Raw genomic sequence first — 19,966 nt, 5'->3', positions numbered from 1 at the left:
TACCCATCAATTCTTACGGTAAAACCTTGGCACGTTACGCAGAAGTCAGTCATTGGGTTGCTCCTTTAAAGTGACTTTCGTTCAATTCTTTTCTTAAACTTAAATCAATGAATCGATCACCACTTTTGATGCGCTGGTAAATGTCTCTATAAGAAATAAAATCACTTTCACTGATTATCGGGTCAAACTTACTTTTCCCACCAATAGCGCCAGTGTTGAGTGCCGCACCATAGACCACGCCTTTATGGGGTTTTCCAATTTCCATGCACTTACAGCCAAAACGATGCATGTATTCAATCTTTCCGCACTCAAGGCATTTGGTATTGCCACTTGAAACAACATAACAACCTGAGCGTTTTACCCATTTTTTCAAGCGACGACGGAATTTAAATAAGCGCTTTTGGCTTCCGTACATCTGCTTTTTTGTCACTTTGGGGAACTTGGAAATAAAATCATTCAATGTTGTCATGACCTTCTCCCTGTGCTGCTTCGATCATGGCTTTGTAATTTACAATTAAATTATTAACATGCTCTTTGCTCTCATATCCAGCGGATATCATTTTTCCAGTCGGCTCTTTCGGCACCAAAACAAAACCTGAATCATCATATTCAAGTGCATTAGTGAAAGGGCAGTTTGCATTTGAATGGTCGCCAAAATCTTGATTAAATACTTCCTGCAAACGATCTTTTAGCTTCTCTGCAAATTCTTGCATTTCGTCACGTTCAGTAAGCAGTTGATCAGCATCTCGGTCCAGTTTTGCGAGCTTCACCTTCAGATCGTCAATTTCGGCATTCAAGTTGGCAACAATTTCAGGATAAACATCGCGACGACCACTTGCAGACATGCGGCTAACAACATATTCACTCTCAAGTTTATCCATGATTTCTGATGCTCTGGCATAACCTAAATAAAAGTTACGCTGAATATGGGATATGCTTGCCTTATTGGTTTTTCGAACAAAAGCAACAACTGATTTATATAAATCTATATCCATGTTCAAACCCCCTCTGGACGAATGCGAAACGAGTCGCGCCAGTCGCCTACGTAACCATGATCTTTGTATTCCCCAAGCACATCACCGAGCCATTCAACATCAGTGCGTTTTGGATATTTTCCATGCCACCACATGGACTTATCAGCATCCATTGCACAAGCCATCGCATTTTCAGGCGCCAAACTCCAATCAGGATGCCATTCAACATCATCAAAATGCTGATCTTCGCGCTCAATAAAAGTGTTATCCGCATTGAGTAACTTCTGAATTTCAAAACGCTTTTTCGCAGCTTCTTCTTTTTCGCGTTTTTCAAATTCTGCGAACATGGCATCCGTAAGTCCAAATGCATTCATTGCAACCATTTCAAAATTAATATCTGAATCAGGATCATCATTTAGCATTGCTGAGACGGATATTTTTGCGTACTCATGCGCCATTTGTAATTTGTTCACGCCGCCACCCTCATTTTTTCAATTTCTGCCTGTTTATAAATGCCATCGCATTTTTTCAGCATCGATTTGTCTAATTCTTCAAAGAACGCTCGACCATATTTCATCCACTGGCGACTAAATAATTCAAATCGGCTGATAACGTACTCAGTCATCAGGTAGTTTGGTTCGACCTTGCCACGACATAAAATCATGCCGCTGCTTTTGCCTTTGCGAATAATCACGCCGTCTTTCTTAACTTTGATTTCATGCCCACCACGCAAACACCACTCCATAAATGCAGGGCATACATCATTCGGAATTCGTGTTATTTGATTAACAACATCTAAATTTTTAATATTCATAAGTTCTCCAGTTTCCCAATGAGACATCCATGTCGGTGGGTGGTGTTATGCTGTTAAAGCTTTACGCAAATACGGATCAAGCTCATTCTGTTTAAGCAACCAAGCTTTGTAGTCGCTTGGTACGTCTTTGATAGCTGTGCCTCTATACTTGCCAAAGGTGATGATAGAAGGGATGCGGGCATCTTCTGAAAGTTGATATAAATGCTCTAAATCAGTGGCTTGAAGTTTGTTCACAATGCTCTTGAGAATCTTTCCAGTGAGCAACACATCTTGTTTGGCATTGTGTGCTGAACGCAGTTGATCACGTACAGATGGAATCCCCTCAAAGATCATGTAGGTCAGGGCAGAGATATTGTGAGCTTCAGCTTCTGGCCATACTTTACGAGCCAGTGCCAGCGTACAAATGGCTTTCAGATTCGATGTATCAACACCACAGCGCTTGATTGCTTCGATGTCATAGTCAATGTTGTGACCAATGATGTACTGAGCAGATTCAGGCAGTTTGAACGTGGTATGTGCTGGCTTGTCAGCAATGTCGCTTTCCAAAATGTGATGCACAGCCATAGAACCATATGAAATAGGTTCACCAACAGAGTAATACTCATCAAAAGCCTGATCAGCGAAAACCGAGGTAGAGCCGTCTTTGACTTCGCAAGGCACATAAGCAACTTCAATTGGCAAGCCTTGTAATTTATTGGTTTCGGTATCAAGAATAATTGCTTTCATTATGCAAGGCTCTCTTTGGCTAAGTTGTCGATATCTGCCTGAACAGCAGTAAGTGTGTTCACATCAATTTGAGTGAGGGCATCAATGCCGAGGTGTTCGCAAACGCTTTTCACATCAAGACCGCGTTCATCTATAAATGCTTGAAGTTGGTCGCGCTGCTCGTCAGAAATGGCTTGGAATTCAGGTGGGTCATACCACTTATTGCTTTCTTTATTGAATTTGCATTTAAGCTCTTTGGCACGTAAGAGCATGGTTTGGCGCATTGATTCAGCATAAACATGCTTTGACTCAACCATGTCATGCAAAGATTCAGTGAGCTGATCAAGATCAGAGGCATATTCAGCCTCTTTACAGCTTTGCTGCCAATTCTCAAGATCTTCATTTGCCTTGATGGTGGCAAGCTGCTCAGGAGTAAGCGTATTAATGTGAGCTTTTGCTTGAGCAATCATGTCAGCCAAAAATGTAGGGTTGGTTTTTAGATCGGGAACCAAAACTTCACCAACCTCATTACCCAAAGCACCCGCGTTTTTAGCATGGTGTGTGTCGGATGGGTTGAAGCTGATAACACGTGCTGGTTTACCTTCTTGTGTGCGAACAGTTGTCAAATAGCCCATGATGTCAGCGATACGGTAAAGCTCGTTACGGTTTTTACCGCCTAAGTCTGGACGATAAATGGTTTGGTCGCCGTTCTGATCTTCAGAAGCGTGAGCAATAAAAACAACGTCCTTACCCATACTGATCAGCATGTGAACATAGTTTTTAAAGATGTTGTTTGCTGAACCCTGAGCCTTAAGCTTTAGTGTTCCATCTTGCTGTCGATTGTTTCGGATGGTGAGAAGGTGGGTTTTAATGCACTCAAGCATTGCACCCACAGTATCTAAAACGATTGTATTGAATGGTGCCAAGTCTTGAGCTGTAAGCTCTACAACATCATTCCAGTTGTTTACTTTAACTACAGCACCGCGACGTAATTCACCAGTACGGTGAGCACCTTTGTCAAAGTCAAAAGAAATTGCCTTATCAGCAGTGAAGCCCATAGAGGTTTTACCAAGACCAGGATCAGCGTAGATGTAGGTGATAATTGCGTTTACCTGTAAAACCTGATCAGCAGTAATAATATTTAAAGCCATGATATTTCCCCTGAATTAGTGCGAGTAACCGCGACGATGCTTATATGCTTGACGCGAATAAACTGGAATGTTTGAGCGCTGCATAGCTTCAGAAAACTTGCGTCGCTCAGCGAAAACCACATCACGCATGCTTCTTAAGATCCAGCCCTTAGAAGCCAACACATCTTGAGAAACAGAGGTATTCACGCCGTCTTTCACGGTGAAGATTTCTGTACAAGTTGCATTTGCTGCATAGGTTGTATGACCAAGTCGCACAAAATAGAGACCAGAGCGTGCGTCTTTGCCAAGGAATTCTGAGAATTTGTCAGGGTAGGCTTGAGCATTCATTATCAATCCCCCTTCTTAGCAGATTGGTAAAGGCTTTGAGCATCACGCTCGCTTTGAACTTGTACTTTCACGACAGTAGCTTCGCGCTCTTGACGATCTGCTTCACGGAGTGCAGTAAAGAACACAACACAGAAGATGATGAGTGCGACAAAGGCAGGGAATACGAGTCCCGACTTTGATTTGACAGATAAAAGATTTTTTTCCATAATGACCTCGTTGTTGTGAAAAGCCCCGTCGCCTGCAAGTGTTGGGGCTTTTGTTTGTCTTAGTGTTTTAAATATAAGATTTCTTACATTGAGAGTCAATAATTATTCTAAGAAATCTTATTTAATTTTTAAGATAACTTATTTTTTATGTTTTAATAGACAAAAGAAAACCCGACACTGGGTCGGGTTGGTTTGGAGTTTATTATGGATAAAGATAAAGAATTGGATCGTGGTATTATTCCAGCAGGCACACGAGTCAAGCTATTTGAAGGGCGTGTAACACTGCTGGAAGATGTAGTAGTGGATGCTGATCAGGAATGGATTGATAAAGCCATTAAAGACCAAGAAGATTATTTTAATGGGGTCGGGGTCACATCAGAACCCAAATTATAACCAAATATATTTTTTAAGCCATTCTCTAGTGGAGTCTTTTAGAGTTTTAGTCCATGAAGTGTCTTTTGTGACTAATGTAACAAACAACTTATCATTATTGTCGATATATCGTGATAAGGCATTGACTATGTCAGAAGCTTCCCCTTTATGACCTATGATCCAGACCGATTTCAGGGGTCTGGAGTAGCCATTAGCTATAGATTTGATAGCCTCAAATAGTTTTTCGTAATCTTTATCACCAATGAGGTCATAGCTGATTAAGTAATTTGCCACATTTCTCTCCACCCGATCTGCTGTAGTTACTGTGTCGGGTTCACAGTTTTCTTAATATAAAAAGGCAGCTTAAGCTGCCTATTGTTATCTCAAATTCTGAATATGTTTTACGACTACGCCAATAATACTGATCTTATGCTGAATGGAATCAAGTGTTCCAAAATCAGGGTTTAGCGGAACTAACTGGAATTGCTCTCGACCTTCCTCATCGTACCCAGTGACACGGTACTTCTTGAAAGTCACCTCATAGTCGCCATTTTGGGCAATGACAAAGTTACCTGGTTGTGGTGCAAGGTTTGGATCAATCACTAACTCATCATTTGGCATGAACCGTGGTGACATACTCATACCGTCAACAGTCACACCAAAAACATCTTGTGGATTTATTCCTTCATAATCAGTGTATGTATGCCCAATAGGGTGAATGCCATCATAAACAACACCACGCCACAGTCCCGCTTGAACAAAGTCCAGTACGGGTATTTTTCTCAGTGGCTTACCATTAAAACTAACATTGCTGGCTTCATGGCTAGTAGTTTCTTGTTGTGCCTCTGTTGCTGGATTTTCACCTTCTATTCCTTTGAGAATGTAGTCTGTTGAGACATTAAATTCTTTCGCCATAGCATCCAGTGATGCTGCTTTTGGCAAATAGCTATCCTTTTCCCATTCAGTTACAGCGGGTGAACTAACCCCCGCAATCTTTGCTAACTGCGCTTGGGTTAATTTCTTTGAGCGTCTAAGAGCGCGTATGCGCTGACCAGTAGTTTTATTTTCCATATAAGTTATCTTACATCTTGTGTTAATAAGATTTCTTTGATTAAATACTAAGAAATCTTATTTTATTGGGCAAAATTAAATGACTAAGCAAGAAGCTTATGAGTTGCTTGGAGTTAATGGAGTTGGCTTAGCAAATTTGCTTGGGATTGATCCAGCGGCTGTTTATCAGTGGCCCAATGATCGAATTCCTTTAGCCCGTGAATATCAAGTTCGCGATCTAGCAAGCGGGAAAGAGCCAATTAAACGTGAAAACAAATCAAATTCATAAGGTGAACTATGAGTCTTGAAAAAGAAGATCTCCGATTGAAGATGCTTCCAGACATGATGGAGCGTTTGCGATTGATCGCAGATGTCCGCGGTAAAGATTATGCACATCAAGCTGTCATCCTTTTAGAAAAGGCAATCATGGGTGATTACCATGAAGTTAGCTTAATGCTTGAAAGAGCAAATAAAAACAGGAAGAAAAGGGAGCGTTTGGGTTTGGTTGGGCAAGTTGTGGAAAACCCAGATTCTCAAATTTTAACCATAAAAAAGCCTGATGGTCGAGATCAGGCTTCATGTTCAACAAATAAGGTCAATCATTTATGAACAAATCAAATTTAACACAACACCCATGTCAAGGCAAATGCACTGAGTTTGAAGAATCTTGCTGCAACCATTGCCTAATTTTAGAGCCTACATGTGATTACTGCGGTTCAGATCAACTGGTATCACGTACAGAAACAGGCTTTGTGTGCCTAGATTGCTTAGAAGAACCAAACATCATTGACGGGTTTATCCAGTCAGGTGGTTTTGATGCTGCATTTCAATCGGCTTTTGAATCAGTTTTCGGTGGGGAAAATAATGATAGATGAGCGCCCAGTAATTCCACCAGATCTAAAGGGGCATCTTATTAAGTCTCTTTGGTTTTTAAAAGAATTTACACACCTTAGTAGCTACATGAAAGCCCCTTATAAGGAGCTTAAAAGCCATGCGTGATTATGCAAAAGTTTCGCCACATTTCTGGACAGGATCAACTGGAAAGCAGTTACGCAAGTGCCCAGAGTCGGTTGTAGTTTCAATGTATTTAATGACTTGCCCGCATGCAAACATGTTGGGCTTGTATTACATCCCCCTTTTATATGTTGCTCACGAAACTGGCTTAGGCATGGAAGGGGCTTCGAAGGGGCTTAAATGGGCTTGTGAAGCGGGTTTTTGCAGTTATGACGAGTCTACAGAAATGGTATGGGTGCATGAAATGGCCCGCTTCCAGATTGCTGAAAAACTCAAGGACACAGATAAGCGCAGTATTGGGGTGCAAAACGAGTATAACTCATTGCCTTCAAACCCTTATCTAGCAAGCTTTTACGATAAATATAGCCAAGCTTTTTGCATGACTGAAAAACGTGGAAATACTGCAAAAAATACACCTAAAAACCAAGCCCCTTCGAAGCCCCTTGCAAGCCAAGAGCAGGAACAAGAGCAGGAACAAGAGCAGGAACAAGATAAAACGGAAGATCTCCGTTTTGTTTTTGATCTCTCTCTCGTAAACACAAAAATCAAACTTCGTGGTTTACAGGAAATCACTCAGGAAGACCTGAATAAACTCCAAGGTGATTTACAAGCTGAGTATGGCCATAAAAATCAAATGGTGAAAAACCAAATTCTTGGAAAACTTGTTCAATGGGTTGAGCGTAGACAACAAACCCCTCTGAACAACCATAAGAAACAAACAGGTTATTCATCCACTGAAAAACCAAACCGTAACGTCAACGAGGCATGGAAAGATATTCCTGAATTCCAAGGAGATGTTAAGCCAGTTGAAATACCGGAGGATTTTGTATGAATGCAATGATCTCAATGAAATTTCAACAGGTGCAGGCTTACTGCGCTGAACACAAAATTCAAAAAGTTCAAGCTGGTCCTAATCAAATCTGTCCTGAGTGTGCAAAAAACTTGGTGAACAAGAATAACCAGGAGCATCAGGAATCTGTAAACAAGATGGTTCGTGAGTTGCACTTTGCTGGAGCAATGATTCCTGATCGTCACAAGAATTCAGGCTTTAGAAATTACAACACGAATTTTGCTGGGCAATCGAATGCCCTGAACAACTGCGTTGAGTTCTCAAGAGTCATGATTGCTGGTCAGAAGCGCAATTTCATCATGTCGGGTAAGACAGGTACAGGTAAAACCCATTTGAGCTGTGCAGTAGCCAGAACGCTTTTAAACAAGGGGATTTATGTTCGCTATATCACTTCGGAAGACATGGCAAATGACATTGCCAATGCATGGAAAAGAGCTGATGACAGTGAAGCAGCTGCGATCTATCGATTCACTGAGTATGACTTACTGATCCTAGATGAGTATGGGCTTCATGATCGTCATGAAAACCGACTTCAATTAGTCCACAAGGTTTTGTATTCACGCTATGACGCAGGTAAACCAACCATGCTGATTTCAAATCTTACATTGGCTGAATTGCAGAAGGATTTAGGGGATCGCCTCTGGTCTCGTTTTCAACATGATGGATTAACACTGGTTGAGTGCAATTGGGCTGATGCTCGAATTGGTAGCGGAGTGGGTGGGGTATGAACATGAATTTAAACCTTTTCCCACATGAATTGATCATCGATAACTTTGCAGGCGGTGGCGGTACTAGCACAGGTCTTGAGGCTGCTTTCGGTCGACCTGTTGATGTTGCAATTAACCATGATCCAAAAGCCTTGGCGATGCATCGAGCTAATCATCCTGACACAAAACACTATTGTGAGTCTGTCTGGGATGTTGATCCAATTGAAGTGACTGGCAATCAACCTGTTGGTCTTGTTTGGCTTTCTCCTGACTGCAAGCATTTCTCAAAAGCGAAAGGTGGCAAACCGGTTGAAAAGAAAATTCGCGGTCTTGCTTGGGTAGCATTACGCTGGGCGGCGAAAACACGACCTCGCGTCATCATGCTTGAGAATGTCGAGGAGTTTAAAACTTGGGGCCGTGCTGCTGAGGATGGTCGTCCATGTCCAAAACACAAAGGCGAAACCTTCAGAAGTTTTGTTAAGGCGCTACGCTATCAGGGTTATCAGGTTGAATGGCGTGTGCTTGTAGCATGTGACTTCGGTGCACCAACTACACGTAAACGATTTTTTCTGGTTGCTCGACGTGATGGATTGCCAATTGTTTGGCCTAAAGCAACTCATGGGAAGCCTGAGAGCTTGGAAGTTAAAAAAGGCAAGTTGAAACCATGGCGCACAGCGGCAGAATGCATTGATTGGTCTATCCCATGCCCAAGTATCTTTGAGCGATCAAAACCACTTGTGGATGCTACATCGCGCCGTTTGGCAAATGGTTTAGTTCGTTTTGTCATCAATAATCCTGAGCCATTCATTGTTGGTGTTGATAATCAACACATTGCACCAGTAATGACTGAAATTGCGAATACATCAACTCCGCGTTGCATGTCAGCAAATGAGCCGCTTCGGACTATATGTGCTCAGGTGAAAGGTGGTCATCATGCTTTGGTTACTGCATTTTTAGCCAAGCATTACACGGGTGCCACTGGAAGTGATGTAAAAGAGCCAATCCACACCATTACCGCAAAAGACCATAACGCACTGGTAGCAGCAACCCTGATCAAGCTGAGAAAAGATTGTGTTGGTCAATCAGTCCAAGATCCGCTGCATACCATCACTGCGGGCGGCGGGCATTTTGCAGCGGTATATGCATTCTTAACAGCATTTTATGGAAACGAGAAAGACGGCAATAGCTTGGCTACTCCGCTTAGAACGATTCCAACCAAAGATCGATTTGGTTTAGTGACCGTAAAAGGCGTGCTACATCAAATTGTTGATATTGGCATGCGTATGTTCCAGCCAGTCGAATTGTTCAAAGCACAAGGTTTTCCAAGTACATACATCTTCAGTTACGGCATTGATGAGCATGGAAACACGATAAAGCTAACCAAAACTGAGCAAGGTCGCATGGTTGGTAATTCAGTTCCACCGCAATTATCAGAAGCACTTGTACGTGCCAATTTCAGCCATGAAAGCAAATACCAGGGGGCAGCATGATCTACATTTCAGAACAAATCAAAGAAGCGCTTAAAACACTGGCTGAAATTAAACGCCGTCCTCCTTATGAGCTTTGCATCGTGAAGTCTGTGCTTAACGCTTATCGCAATAATGAGCATCACAGTTTGAAAGCTGAGCTTGATGTGGTGCTTCAGCAGAAGTTTCCGAATGCGAAACCAGTGAAAGAAATCATCATCGTGCGTGAAAAACCTGCGATGGCAACCGATGAGCAGTATCAGGAATTTGTTGAAGCGGCACGTGCATTCACTGGTGCAATGAAGTTTTTGGCAACGCTTGCGAGAATCAATGCAACTACGGCTTCACTGATTGCAAATCGTGGGTTTATGCGAGTGCATGAATATCAGCAATTTCAACCACATTTCGCGTCTGTGTTTGCTGAACAGGCTAGACATTTGCAGCCTAAGCCTAAGGCTGTACCAAAACCGAGAGTTAAGAAACCGAAGAACAACAACGGGCAGAAAGTCATGCGCCAGATCATGGGTGCGTCTGTGGCTGAAGCGCGGAATAGAAAGGGGGTAGCATGACCCCACGCGATTTTCTAATTTTTATGATCCTTTTAATCGCCTTCTGCCTTTTGGCAGGGGGTGGCAACAGTGAACATCATGCGTTGAGGTTTTTATGAGTATTAAAAAAGTTTGGGAAATTATAAAAAACTTCAATTGTGCTGAACTCGCAATTGTTCAAGAGCCTGCTATGGCGGTGTGGCAGGAACAGCAGAAGCGGATTGAGGAGCTTGAAAGTAAAGTCACGGATTTGAGTAAAAACCTGAAAGATCGTGAGTTGGCTGTTTTGGTGAGGCAGGAAAGGATTGATGAATTAAAAGACCAATTAGCGGACATGAAAGAATATTTCGATATGCAGGAATATTTATATCAAGGTGATTCTTACAACAGGGGATGGAATTCTGCATTAGTTCTAATCAAAGAGCATTTAGCAAAAGTACTTAAAGGTGGTGACGAATGACGACAATTGCAATGAATAATTACTCAAAACAAATCAAAAACGCACGTAGACCACAAGCAAAGAAGCAGCCGCGCGCCGTGTCAGTCGGTGAAGCATTACTGGCAAGACAGCTTGACGCAATGAAGATTGCTTACATAAAGGAGTTCCAGTTTCATCCAGAGCGCAAATGGCGCGCTGATTTTCGGATTGATGGCTATTCGATTTTGATCGAGGTCGAGGGTGGTGTTTGGTCTCAGGGCAGACATACGCGTGGTAAAGGGTTTGAGGGGGATTGCGAAAAATATAACCAAGCAGCGATTTTGGGTTATCACGTTTTGAAGGGTAGTACACAACAAGTTAAGTCAGGGCGATTGCTTCGAGATATTGAAAACTTAATTAAAGCATTAGATCAAAAGGTGGCGTGATGAAAATCATTTTATCTGTGTTGCTACTGGTTTTTATGATGGGTGCAAAGATCAAGGATGGCGGGATTGTTGATTGGTCTGCATTTGTCATTGTGGTGGGCTTGTTCTTGATTGCAATTGTGAATGTTAAGTAGGGGATTGGGATGAATGCAGCAGTAAATCATATTATGCAAATTGTGGACTGGAAGCGATTCACACTTGAAGAATGGCTTTACCAGTTTGGGGCTTGGATGAGTAGCGTGTCTGGTACTTGTGGGTGTAGCGTGAACCCGATTGCTGTTGCAATGGATCAGGCTGTCAAAAAGAGTAAACAGAAGATCAAGTCAGAAGAGCAGATTTTGGCTGATTGGTTGTGCAGCGATGATCAGGCACCAAAGCCAACCAGTAAGGGGGTTGCGTGTGAGATTACAGATAATGAGGCTCGCGCCGTACAACGTTTAATCTTGGATATGCAGGGGCAGTCAGAAGTTTTGGACGGTTGGCTTGATGCTGTGATTGACCGTTATTTTTACGGAATGCCAATCTCTCGACTTGTAAACAATGAACGAACACTCATGGATGCAAAGTTTGACATCAAGTGTGGTCTAGCTGCTATCCATGCTCGATATTCATTCATTGATTACAAAGCAAAAGATAAAAAGTGATTGTTGACGTGACGTCATTAATATTATAGATTTATGGTACAGTGGCACGAAGTATAAGTAGTTCACACTGATAAATTTAAAAGCTCACATTATGGTGGGCTTTTTTATTGCCTGAAATAATTGCGCCATTAGCTCAGTTGGTTAGAGCCGATTTTTAGGGTCGTAGGTTCAAGTCCTACATGGCGAGCCAGTTTTGAGGATAGGGATATGCTTAACTTTTTAAAGCGTTTATTTTGGATTGATGATTAGCCGAGTGTATTGCGGCAAAAAGGCGCCTGTGTTTTCGGAAGCTCAGGTGCCTTTTTTTATTTGAGTTTTGCAGGAGGAAATATGTCAAAGCTCACTGCAAAGCAACAACGATTTGTTGATGAATACCTGATTGATCTTAACGCTACGCAAGCTGCAATTCGTGCAGGATATAGCGCAAAAACAGCTAATGAGATTGGTGCTGAAAACCTAGCAAAACCTAGTATTGCAAAAGCCATTCAAGAAGCACTAAAAGAACGCAAAGAGCGCGTTCAGATTGACGCTGACTATGTTCTAAAGCGTTTGGTTGAGATCGATCAGATGGATGTTTTAGACATCATGGATGATAACTACTGCTTAAAGCCAATCAGTGAGTGGCCTAAGATTTGGCGTCAATATATCTCCAATATTGAAAACCTAGAGGAATTTGAAGGTTTTGGTGATGAGCGAACTCAATCTGGTTGGCTTAAAAAGATCAAATGGCCTGACAAAGTAAAGAATCTTGAGTTGCTTGGGAAGCATATTGCTGTCGGCGCGTTTAAAGAAAACATTAAGCATGAGCATTCAGGCTCACTGAATATCAGTTTCAATGTGGAGTTTGGCGATGGAGAAGATCAGCGTTAAATTCCCGCAAAAGTTCAAACCATTTTTTAAACCTGCTCGATACAAGATTGCTCGCGGCGGCCGTGGTTCTGGTAAGTCGTGGTCAATTGCAAAGATGCTGCTCATTATGGCTGCATCAAAACCGCTTCGGGTGCTGTGTACTCGTGAGGTACAGAAATCAATTAAGGAGTCCGTAAAGGCTTTGCTTGATGATCAGATTCAAGCTCTAAATCTTGGTCAATTCTACCAGTCACTTGACAGTGAGATACGCGGGATAAATGGCTCTCAATTCCTGTTTGCTGGTCTTGCATCACATACGGTTGAGTCAATCAAGTCATATGAGGGTTGTGACATTGTTTGGGTCGAAGAAGCACAATCAGTTTGCCAGCGATCATGGGATGTTTTGATTCCTACAATTCGTAAGCCTGGTTCTGAAATTTGGGCATCATTTAACCCTTATTTGCCATCTGACCCAGTTTGGCTGATGAGTGAAAAACTGCAAAGCAAAGACAATGCTGTAGTGATTACTATCAATTACTTTGACAATCCGTGGTGCCCGCCTGAGCTAATCGAAGAGTCTGAACACATGAAAGAAACGGACTATGAAAAATGGGAAAACATTTGGCTTGGACTACCTAAGACTATCGCAGATGGTGCAATTTACAAAGCTGAGTTTGAGCAAATCAAACGCGAAAACCGAATCTGCAAAGTTCCACATGATCCTAATTTGCCTGTTTATACGTCATGGGATTTGGGGATTCTTGATCCTACTGCAATTTGGTTCTTTCAAGTTTATGGCAAAGAGATTCGTGTCATTGATCATTATGAGGCGAACAATGAGCCATTGGCTCATTATGCTCGAATTCTTGATGAGAAAAAGCAGAAACACGGCTACAACTACGAGAAGCACTTCGCACCACATGATATTGCAGCAAGAGATCTTAGCTCTGGTGTGAGCCGTGAGCAGACTATGGCAACACTTGGGTATCGAATGGCTAAAGGTGCAAGACTTGGTGTCGAAGATCGTATTGAAGCAACACGCCAGATGCTAAAAAACTGTTGGTTTGATGCTGAAAACTGTAAGCATGGTATTCGGGCATTGCAGAACTATAGACGTGAATTCAACGATAAGCTTGATCAATTCAAAGCTACGCCAGTTCATGACTGGGCATCACATAGTTCTGATGCGTTTGGTGAAGGTGCTTTGAATATTAATAAGATGAGTGTTGCAACACAATCATCTGCACCGCCGCCACCACGACATGCAAATTCTTGGATGGGATAAAATGAGTAAGACAGACGAAGATCAAATCATTCTTGATGCTGCAAAGAAATTTAGAAATGAAGCACATGCATACTGGCAACCGATTTATGATCAAGGCTTGTATGACAAAGAGTTTGTGACTCTTGAAGGTGCGCAGTGGGATAAACATGCATTGCAGAAGCGTAAGCATGAAGGCAAGCCAACGCTTGAGATTAATCTTGTTCGTGCCTATGTACAGCAACAGATCAACACAATGCGTCAAAACCGACCTCAGGCTAAAGTTGTTCCTGTTGACTCAGATGCAGATCCTGAAATTGCTGAAATTCTTGGCGGTTTGATCAAAGATGTTGAAGAAGCATCAAACTTTGAAAATGCACTCGATACCGCAGCAGCAAACCAAGTCCATTCCGCAGTCGGCTTTTATCGTATTGTCACTGACTACGTGGATGAGCATTCATTTAATCAGGAGCCACGCTTCCAGGCGATTGTTAATCCACAAGCAGTATTTATCGACCCGCTCTCCAAAGAGCTTGACGGCTCGGATATGACACGTGCATTGGTGTGTGAGTGGGTTGAGCTTGAGGAATTGCGTGCGCAATACGGCAAAGACCTTGTTCCAGACAATTTTGACTATGCAAGTAATCCTGTTTGGTTTAACACAACACATAACGCCGTATGTGTTGCTGAATACTTCTACAAAGAGCAGGTTAAAGATACGCTTTATCGATTAGCGGATGGCACAACGGTTTTAAAATCTAATCTTGAGACTGAATTGCCACCTGAGCTCATTATTGCTGAGCGCTCTACAACACGCACAGAAGTAAAATGGGCAAAAGTTACCGCATCAAAAGTTCTTGAGAAAGGCGTTTTCCCTGGTAAATGGATTCCGATTTTTCCAGTGTATGGCGAAGTTACTTGGATTGAGAACAAACGTCATATTTTCTCGTTGGTTCACTTTGCAAAAGATGCTCAACGGCTTTTCAATTATTGGAAGTCAACAGAAGCACATATCTTGCAGAAAAACCAAGATGAAATGACGATTGTCGATGACCGAGGTATTGCTGATTTTGAAGAATGGAAAAATCCTTCAAGCGCGGTGTATTTGCGTTTTAAAGGTACTGACGAAAACGGAAATCCAATTCCATATCCTCAAAAAATTGGTGCAGCTGCTCCGCCAGTAGGTATTTTGAATGCTGCTCAAAGCGCACAGCAGCTTATTCCTGACATTTTGAACATGCATAACCCAACCATGGGTCAAGAGGTAAATAATCAGTCAGGTCGGGCAATTGGCTTGCTACAACGTCAAGCAGACACAGCACAGTTCCACTTTCAAGACAACGTGAACAAAACCATTCGTCATTCAGCGCGTGTTTTGATCGGTCTTTTCCCGATTTTGTACGATACAGAAATGGTTCGAAGAATTATTGGGAATGATGGTGATAGTGAATTGGTTAAGCTTAATGCCAAGCCACAAACTCCAGATGAAGAAGAAAAAGCAATCAACGGTATCTTGAACGATGTAACAGTTGGTCGTTTTGATGTGCGTATGGATACTGGTCCAGCATTCAACACTCAACGTGAAGAATCTTTCGCGCTTATGATGCAGCTTGTGCAAACCAATCCAAACTTGTTCAACATCATTGCTGATTTGATGATTGCAAACTCTCCATTGCTGAACAGTAAAGAAATTGCTGAACGTGTGAAGATGCTTGTTCCAGCGCAGGCGCTTGGTAAAGACAGTATTGACCCAGCGCAGGCTAAGGCACAGATTCAGCAGCTTGATCAGGTTGTGCAGAAAATGACTGCTGATATGACTGCTTTACAACAGCAATTACAGGATAAAAATGCTGATCGCAACTTAGAGATGATGAAAGTCGAGCTACAGGCTCGTAAAGACATTGAGGTTGCACAGATCAATGCCGCAAGCCGTGCCGATGTTCAAGAGCTTCGTAGTGTTGCTGAGTTGCTTAAGCAGCAAATGCTCGGTGTTAAAGACCTATTAAGCCAAGTCCCACCGCAATGGCTGCAAAATGGTGATAGCACAGACAACTATGAACCAGGTGAGTTTGATAAAAACGACCCAAATGAGCCTACCGAAACAAATGAACCACAAGATTTTTCGCAGTTAGATGAGCCTGATCCGCCGCCTAACATGTCGCAACAAGCACCACAAGAACCGCCTCAAGATGGCGGTTTTTTAATGCCTGATGAAACGGATCAACAAAACTTCGCTCCTGAGCCTAGCCAGTTCGGGGATAGCGCAATGGCTACTGATGAGAATTTATTCCCATCACTTGGTAATGGTGAACAGCAATGAATCCAGATCAATCAAATGACAACGTAGAAACCACCGCTACGGAAAACACAGGTGCAGAAAGTCAAGAGATTAAGGAATGGGGGCAAGAGGAAACTCAGGAACCTGAGCAGACTCAAGAAGGCGGAGAGGGTAAGGAGGAAACTCAGGAACCTGAGAAAACCGAACCAGATAAGCCTAAAAAATCCCGTGCTCAAGAGCGCATTGAGCAATTAGCGCGTGAAAATGCCGAACTTAAGCGCAAACAGGCTGAGTTTGAAGGCAAGCAGGAAACTGCTGAAGTTAAGCGACCAAAAATTGAGGATTTTGAGACTTATAGCGAATATGAGGATGCAATTGAAGAGTATCACGTGGCGAAAGCTGAGCAGCGTGTGCTTGAAAATCTGCGTAAACAAGAAAGCGAAAAGACGCAAATCCAAAAGCAAAGTGAAGTTGAAGCAACAATTCATACTTTTTCTGAACAGCATGAAGATTTTGAAAATGTTGTTCAGGAAGCGCTGAAACGTCCATACCCAATGCCTGTAACGCTTGATGAAGTTGCAGAAGAATTTGGTTATGACAGCGAAACTCAAATCAAGTTGCTATATGAGCTTGCAAAAGATGAAGAATTTCATCGTGAGGTGTCTGAATCCTCAAAGCTCAAAGCTGCTCGATTGTTGAGTGAGCGCGTTGATTCTTGGTCAAAAGCAGCAGAAACCACAAAAACAGCTCCACCAGTCAGCAAAGCACCAAAACCAATCAAACCAGTACAAGCCAATGCTCCAGCTGCTCGCGACCCATCAAACATGAGTGATGACGAGTGGTATCGAGAGCAAGTCGAACAGCGAAAATCAAAAGGTAAATAATTTATGAGTAACCAAGTTTTAACGCATCAAATGATTGCGCGTGAAGCAGCTAAAATGCTGGAAGAAGAAGCGCCGTTCATTGCAAATATCAACAAAGGTCGCCAAGATGAATTTGGTAAAGATGTTCAAGGCTACCAAAAAGGCGACACAGTAAAAATCAAAATCCCAACTTCGGGTAAAGTATATGACGGTGCGGTATTTGCTGGCGGCGCTGGCGGTACTGACGTTATTGAAGAATCAGTGAGCTTAACACTTGATACTCAAAAACACATTGCGATTCAGTTCGGTTCGAAAGAAAAGCTTTTAAACATCACTGATTTTAAAGAGCGTATCTTGCGCCCACAAATGCAGACGCTATCATCTGTAGTCGAAGCAGATTTGATTGCACGTGGCATGTTGGGCGTTCCAAACCAAGTGGCAATGTCATTGTCGGGCAGCACGCCGTCTGGCGCATTGGCTTCCGCCCGCGCACGTTTGAATCGCTATCTTGCTCCCGCAGGCGACCGTTCAGTTGTGCTTTCTAGTGATGCGAATGTTGCGTTAAGCGGTGAAGTTTCTCGCATGTACAATCCAACCACTGCATCTGAAAAAGCGTATTTGCAAGGCTATGTTGCCACCGCTTTTGGTGCTGATCTTTATGAGCATCAATCAATTCCTGTATTTAATAACGGTACAGCGGCAGGCATTACGGTAACTGGTGCAAACCAAACAGGATCAACATTGATTGCCAGTGCAACAACTGGTGGAACATTGCCAAAAGGCACAGTATTCACCATCGCTGGCGTAAATGCTGTACATCCGCTCACAGGTCAGGATTTAGGTGCTCTACAGAACTTCGTTGTAACCGCTGATGCAACAGTAGGTTCAAGTACGCCTGTTTCAATCTACCCTGCATTAAATGCAACAACACCAAACAAGAAAGTCTCTGCACTTCCTGCAAATGGTGCTGCAATTAGTGTCGTATCGGTCAATGGCTTCCAAAACTTGGCATTCCACAAAGATGCGTTTACTACTGCATTTGCGCCGTTGCCTGTACTTTCATCATGTGAAGGCTATACGGCACGTTTGCCTAGCGGTGTGAGTGTCCGTGTGATGACGTTTGGTGATGGTAACAATGACTATGAACGTACACGTATTGACGTGCTGTATGGCTTCCAGATTGTTCGCCCATTGCATGCCTGCCGTATCATTCAGTCTTAATGATTAACCGATGACAACAAATGCCCCTTAATTGGGGCATTGTCATTTTTGGAGCAAACCAAATGCAGGAATATCCGAAAGCTCTATACAAAGGGCACAAAAAGAATCATGAACATGTAGTTGCCAAAAACGCTGAGCATGAGCAGGAATTGCGTGATGCTGGGTATGCTGATCATTGGGATCTACCTGATGATGAAGTTATTGATTATTCATCTTGGACAGCAGAAAAATTGCGCGAAGAAATTACAAATCGCGGCAAGGAGTTCAAGGCTCGTGATTCAAAATCAGATTTAATCGCAATCTTGGAGGGCTAATATGGCTAACTCTCAACAGCGAATCACATTGACTGCTACGCCTGTGCAGATCACCAATGGATCAAATTATGCGTTTATTCAGTCAGCGAATGGTCATGAGTTTAGCGTTGCTGCAGGTGACACAATGCCAGCAATAAATAACGCATGGCAACAAGTGAAAGAACTTGGCATTGCCCCACCTTATAGTGTTTGGGCACGTAGCCAAACTGGATATCCAATGGATATTAAAATCATGTCAGCAGGTTAAATAATATGATTAAAACACCGTCTAGCATCGTTTTAGGCGGTGCAGGAATATTTAAAAAAGGGATGACTCAGTTGGGTGGTGTGGCTAATCTCAACTTGATAATCAAACAACTATTCGCCAACTCAGAACAGGGTTTCACGCAAACCCTTGATGATTATTCGATACTTTTCCAAGATGCAGCAGGGACTACGGCATTAACGGGTGCGGGACAGACGTTGGGGTTGGTGCTGGATAAGAGTAAGGGGTTGGTGCTAGGTAGTGAGTTGGTAACTAATGGTGGATTTACAACAGATACAAGCTGGAGTAAAGGCACTGGGTGGTCTATTGCCAATGGATTTGCTACTCATACAAGTGGCACACCATCTACATTAACTCAGCCAGTTTCTGTTACTACTGGTAGAGCATATCAAATAGAATTTGATGTATCTAATACAAGTTCTGGAAATATTGCAGCTTGTTTTACAGGTGGCACTACAGTAGCTGGTACGCTTAGCGGTGCAAATGGACATAGAAAAGTAATACTATTTGCTGTAACAGGTAATGTTAATTTTGGTGTTACATGTGACACTCTTTTTAATGGTTCAATCACAAATCTAACTTGTAAATTATTGAATGGTAACCACGCATCACAACCAACATCATCCTACCGCCCACTCTTACAAAACACACCGCGCCGTATCCAATATGACGGCATTGACGACAAGCTCACAACGACACTACCAGCGCAATTAACAGGCTGCACAGTCATTCGAGCTATTCCAAACGTGGGCTGTCAGATTCTCACAAATCAAACCATTCCAACGCCGTACAACGATTCAACAAGTCATTGTGGTCTGATCGTGATTAACCGTGCGCTAACTGCATACGAAACGTCACTGGTAACGCAAATCTTCAATAAATTGGCAGGTGTGTAATGGATGAAGCTAATCTTTCAGACGTAAACATAATTCCAGATGAGAACCTGCAAGACGTAAACGATTTTGCAGAACTGTGTGGCTGTGGCCCAAACAACATCTCAGTCAAACTGCAAGATAGCTCGGGTGCAGTATTCTGGGCATGTCATTCACAGTGGAAGCCTGACGACTATGCGGCATTTAAAGCTATGGATATTCCAGCTCAATATCAGGCATCAATGTCAAAACTGTACGAACGTGCTGTGCTTAATGGTGATGCTCAGCAGAATTGGGAAGCTGCTTTGAGCGAGTTAGGTCTAAGCATTGTGAAATAAGTGCCCGCTACAT

30 protein-coding genes are annotated in these 19,966 nt (G+C 42.7%); 20 read left to right on the top strand and 10 right to left on the bottom strand.

Features of this window, described 5'->3' with window-relative positions:
- Positions 1-49 precede the first annotated feature (49 nt).
- Genes P255_RS07190 through P255_RS07155 form a run of 8 tightly spaced genes read right to left on the bottom strand, consistent with a single transcriptional unit; the run spans position 50 to position 4,276 of the window.
- Positions 50-469, bottom strand: a complete 420-nt coding sequence (locus tag P255_RS07190; RefSeq protein WP_004900927.1) for a hypothetical protein — start codon at positions 467-469, stop codon at positions 50-52.
- Positions 453-995 carry a DNA translocase FtsK gene (locus P255_RS07185; protein ID WP_004900928.1) on the bottom strand — a complete coding sequence of 181 codons (543 nt, stop codon included), beginning with the start codon at positions 993-995 and terminating at the stop codon, positions 453-455. Before P255_RS07185 ends, P255_RS07190 begins: the two co-directional genes overlap by 17 nt.
- Positions 996-997: 2 nt before the next feature.
- On the bottom strand, positions 998-1,447 hold the full coding sequence (locus P255_RS07180; protein WP_004900930.1) for a hypothetical protein: 450 nt from the start codon (positions 1,445-1,447) through the stop codon (positions 998-1,000).
- Positions 1,444-1,788 carry a hypothetical protein gene (locus tag P255_RS07175; protein WP_004900931.1) on the bottom strand — a complete coding sequence of 115 codons (345 nt, stop codon included), beginning with the start codon at positions 1,786-1,788 and terminating at the stop codon, positions 1,444-1,446. The genes P255_RS07180 and P255_RS07175 overlap by 4 nt, the downstream gene beginning before the upstream one ends.
- Before the next feature lie 45 nt (positions 1,789-1,833).
- A complete protein-coding gene (locus P255_RS07170; protein ID WP_004900932.1) occupies positions 1,834-2,514 on the bottom strand; it encodes a 3'-5' exonuclease in 681 nt (226 codons plus the stop codon).
- A complete protein-coding gene (locus tag P255_RS07165; RefSeq protein ID WP_004900933.1) occupies positions 2,514-3,644 on the bottom strand; it encodes an ATP-binding protein in 1,131 nt (376 codons plus the stop codon). The genes P255_RS07170 and P255_RS07165 overlap by 1 nt, the downstream gene beginning before the upstream one ends.
- Positions 3,645-3,659: 15 nt before the next feature.
- Positions 3,660-3,971: a hypothetical protein gene (locus tag P255_RS07160; protein WP_004900935.1), complete on the bottom strand. Its 312-nt coding sequence runs from the start codon at positions 3,969-3,971 to the stop codon at positions 3,660-3,662.
- A 2-nt stretch (positions 3,972-3,973) separates the two neighbouring features.
- Positions 3,974-4,276, bottom strand: a complete 303-nt coding sequence (locus P255_RS07155; protein ID WP_035365095.1) for a hypothetical protein — start codon at positions 4,274-4,276, stop codon at positions 3,974-3,976.
- A 105-nt stretch (positions 4,277-4,381) separates the two neighbouring features.
- Between P255_RS07155 and P255_RS07150 the strand changes: the two genes are divergently transcribed.
- Positions 4,382-4,570 carry a hypothetical protein gene (locus P255_RS07150; RefSeq protein WP_004900937.1) on the top strand — a complete coding sequence of 63 codons (189 nt, stop codon included), beginning with the start codon at positions 4,382-4,384 and terminating at the stop codon, positions 4,568-4,570.
- Here P255_RS07150 and P255_RS07145 read toward each other — a convergent pair.
- On the bottom strand, positions 4,565-4,843 hold the full coding sequence (locus tag P255_RS07145; RefSeq protein WP_004900938.1) for a hypothetical protein: 279 nt from the start codon (positions 4,841-4,843) through the stop codon (positions 4,565-4,567). The genes P255_RS07150 and P255_RS07145 overlap by 6 nt on opposite strands.
- A gap of 84 nt (positions 4,844-4,927) precedes the next feature.
- A complete protein-coding gene (locus P255_RS07140) occupies positions 4,928-5,620 on the bottom strand; it encodes a LexA family protein (protein WP_004900939.1) in 693 nt (230 codons plus the stop codon).
- Positions 5,621-5,699: 79 nt separating this feature from the next.
- On the opposite strand from P255_RS07140, the gene P255_RS07135 reads away from it, so the two are divergent.
- The 19 genes from P255_RS07135 (at position 5,700) to P255_RS07040 (ending at position 19,953) form a co-directional block, all read left to right on the top strand.
- Entirely contained in the window at positions 5,700-5,888 is a 189-nt protein-coding gene (locus P255_RS07135) for a Cro/CI family transcriptional regulator (RefSeq protein WP_004900940.1), read from the top strand.
- A gap of 8 nt (positions 5,889-5,896) precedes the next feature.
- Entirely contained in the window at positions 5,897-6,208 is a 312-nt protein-coding gene (locus tag P255_RS07130; RefSeq protein WP_004900941.1) for a hypothetical protein, read from the top strand.
- Between the two features lie 382 nt (positions 6,209-6,590).
- The gene (locus tag P255_RS07120) at positions 6,591-7,445 is read left to right on the top strand and encodes a hypothetical protein (protein ID WP_004900946.1); all 855 of its coding nucleotides are present in this window, start codon (positions 6,591-6,593) and stop codon (positions 7,443-7,445) included.
- Positions 7,442-8,191 (top strand): ATP-binding protein, encoded by a 750-nt coding sequence (locus P255_RS07115; RefSeq protein ID WP_004900948.1) that lies wholly within the window; start codon positions 7,442-7,444, stop codon positions 8,189-8,191. The genes P255_RS07120 and P255_RS07115 overlap by 4 nt, the downstream gene beginning before the upstream one ends.
- Before the next feature lie 2 nt (positions 8,192-8,193).
- On the top strand, positions 8,194-9,660 hold the full coding sequence (locus tag P255_RS07110; RefSeq protein WP_370664286.1) for a DNA cytosine methyltransferase: 1,467 nt from the start codon (positions 8,194-8,196) through the stop codon (positions 9,658-9,660).
- Entirely contained in the window at positions 9,657-10,205 is a 549-nt protein-coding gene (locus P255_RS07105; protein ID WP_023274449.1) for a hypothetical protein, read from the top strand. The genes P255_RS07110 and P255_RS07105 overlap by 4 nt, the downstream gene beginning before the upstream one ends.
- A 94-nt stretch (positions 10,206-10,299) precedes the next feature.
- Positions 10,300-10,644, top strand: a complete 345-nt coding sequence (locus P255_RS07100) for a hypothetical protein (RefSeq protein WP_004904779.1) — start codon at positions 10,300-10,302, stop codon at positions 10,642-10,644.
- The gene (locus tag P255_RS07095; RefSeq protein WP_004904782.1) at positions 10,641-11,048 is read left to right on the top strand and encodes a putative endonuclease domain-containing protein; all 408 of its coding nucleotides are present in this window, start codon (positions 10,641-10,643) and stop codon (positions 11,046-11,048) included. Before P255_RS07100 ends, P255_RS07095 begins: the two co-directional genes overlap by 4 nt.
- Positions 11,048-11,182, top strand: a complete 135-nt coding sequence (locus P255_RS15690; protein WP_004904783.1) for a hypothetical protein — start codon at positions 11,048-11,050, stop codon at positions 11,180-11,182. The genes P255_RS07095 and P255_RS15690 overlap by 1 nt, the downstream gene beginning before the upstream one ends.
- 9 nt (positions 11,183-11,191) lie before the next feature.
- Positions 11,192-11,692, top strand: a complete 501-nt coding sequence (locus tag P255_RS07090) for a hypothetical protein (protein ID WP_004904784.1) — start codon at positions 11,192-11,194, stop codon at positions 11,690-11,692.
- A 330-nt stretch (positions 11,693-12,022) separates the two neighbouring features.
- Positions 12,023-12,562 (top strand): terminase small subunit, encoded by a 540-nt coding sequence (locus tag P255_RS07080; protein WP_004904786.1) that lies wholly within the window; start codon positions 12,023-12,025, stop codon positions 12,560-12,562.
- Entirely contained in the window at positions 12,543-13,826 is a 1,284-nt protein-coding gene (locus P255_RS07075) for a PBSX family phage terminase large subunit (RefSeq protein ID WP_004904789.1), read from the top strand. Before P255_RS07080 ends, P255_RS07075 begins: the two co-directional genes overlap by 20 nt.
- A 1-nt stretch (position 13,827) precedes the next feature.
- Entirely contained in the window at positions 13,828-16,122 is a 2,295-nt protein-coding gene (locus P255_RS07070) for a portal protein (protein WP_004904790.1), read from the top strand.
- The gene (locus tag P255_RS07065; protein WP_004904795.1) at positions 16,119-16,964 is read left to right on the top strand and encodes a hypothetical protein; all 846 of its coding nucleotides are present in this window, start codon (positions 16,119-16,121) and stop codon (positions 16,962-16,964) included. Before P255_RS07070 ends, P255_RS07065 begins: the two co-directional genes overlap by 4 nt.
- A gap of 3 nt (positions 16,965-16,967) precedes the next feature.
- Positions 16,968-18,164 carry a P22 phage major capsid protein family protein gene (locus P255_RS07060; RefSeq protein ID WP_004904798.1) on the top strand — a complete coding sequence of 399 codons (1,197 nt, stop codon included), beginning with the start codon at positions 16,968-16,970 and terminating at the stop codon, positions 18,162-18,164.
- A gap of 62 nt (positions 18,165-18,226) precedes the next feature.
- The gene (locus P255_RS07055; protein ID WP_004904801.1) at positions 18,227-18,478 is read left to right on the top strand and encodes a hypothetical protein; all 252 of its coding nucleotides are present in this window, start codon (positions 18,227-18,229) and stop codon (positions 18,476-18,478) included.
- A 1-nt stretch (position 18,479) separates the two neighbouring features.
- Positions 18,480-18,725: a hypothetical protein gene (locus P255_RS07050; RefSeq protein ID WP_004904802.1), complete on the top strand. Its 246-nt coding sequence runs from the start codon at positions 18,480-18,482 to the stop codon at positions 18,723-18,725.
- 5 nt (positions 18,726-18,730) lie between these two features.
- A complete protein-coding gene (locus P255_RS07045; protein WP_004904805.1) occupies positions 18,731-19,639 on the top strand; it encodes a hypothetical protein in 909 nt (302 codons plus the stop codon).
- Positions 19,639-19,953 (top strand): hypothetical protein, encoded by a 315-nt coding sequence (locus tag P255_RS07040; RefSeq protein WP_004904806.1) that lies wholly within the window; start codon positions 19,639-19,641, stop codon positions 19,951-19,953. Before P255_RS07045 ends, P255_RS07040 begins: the two co-directional genes overlap by 1 nt.
- Positions 19,954-19,966 lie beyond the last annotated feature (13 nt).

Origin of the sequence: Acinetobacter brisouii CIP 110357 (genome assembly GCF_000488275.1) — a bacterium.
Lineage (GTDB): Bacteria > Pseudomonadota > Gammaproteobacteria > Pseudomonadales > Moraxellaceae > Acinetobacter > Acinetobacter brisouii.
This window is presented reverse-complemented; position numbering and strand designations above follow the sequence as displayed.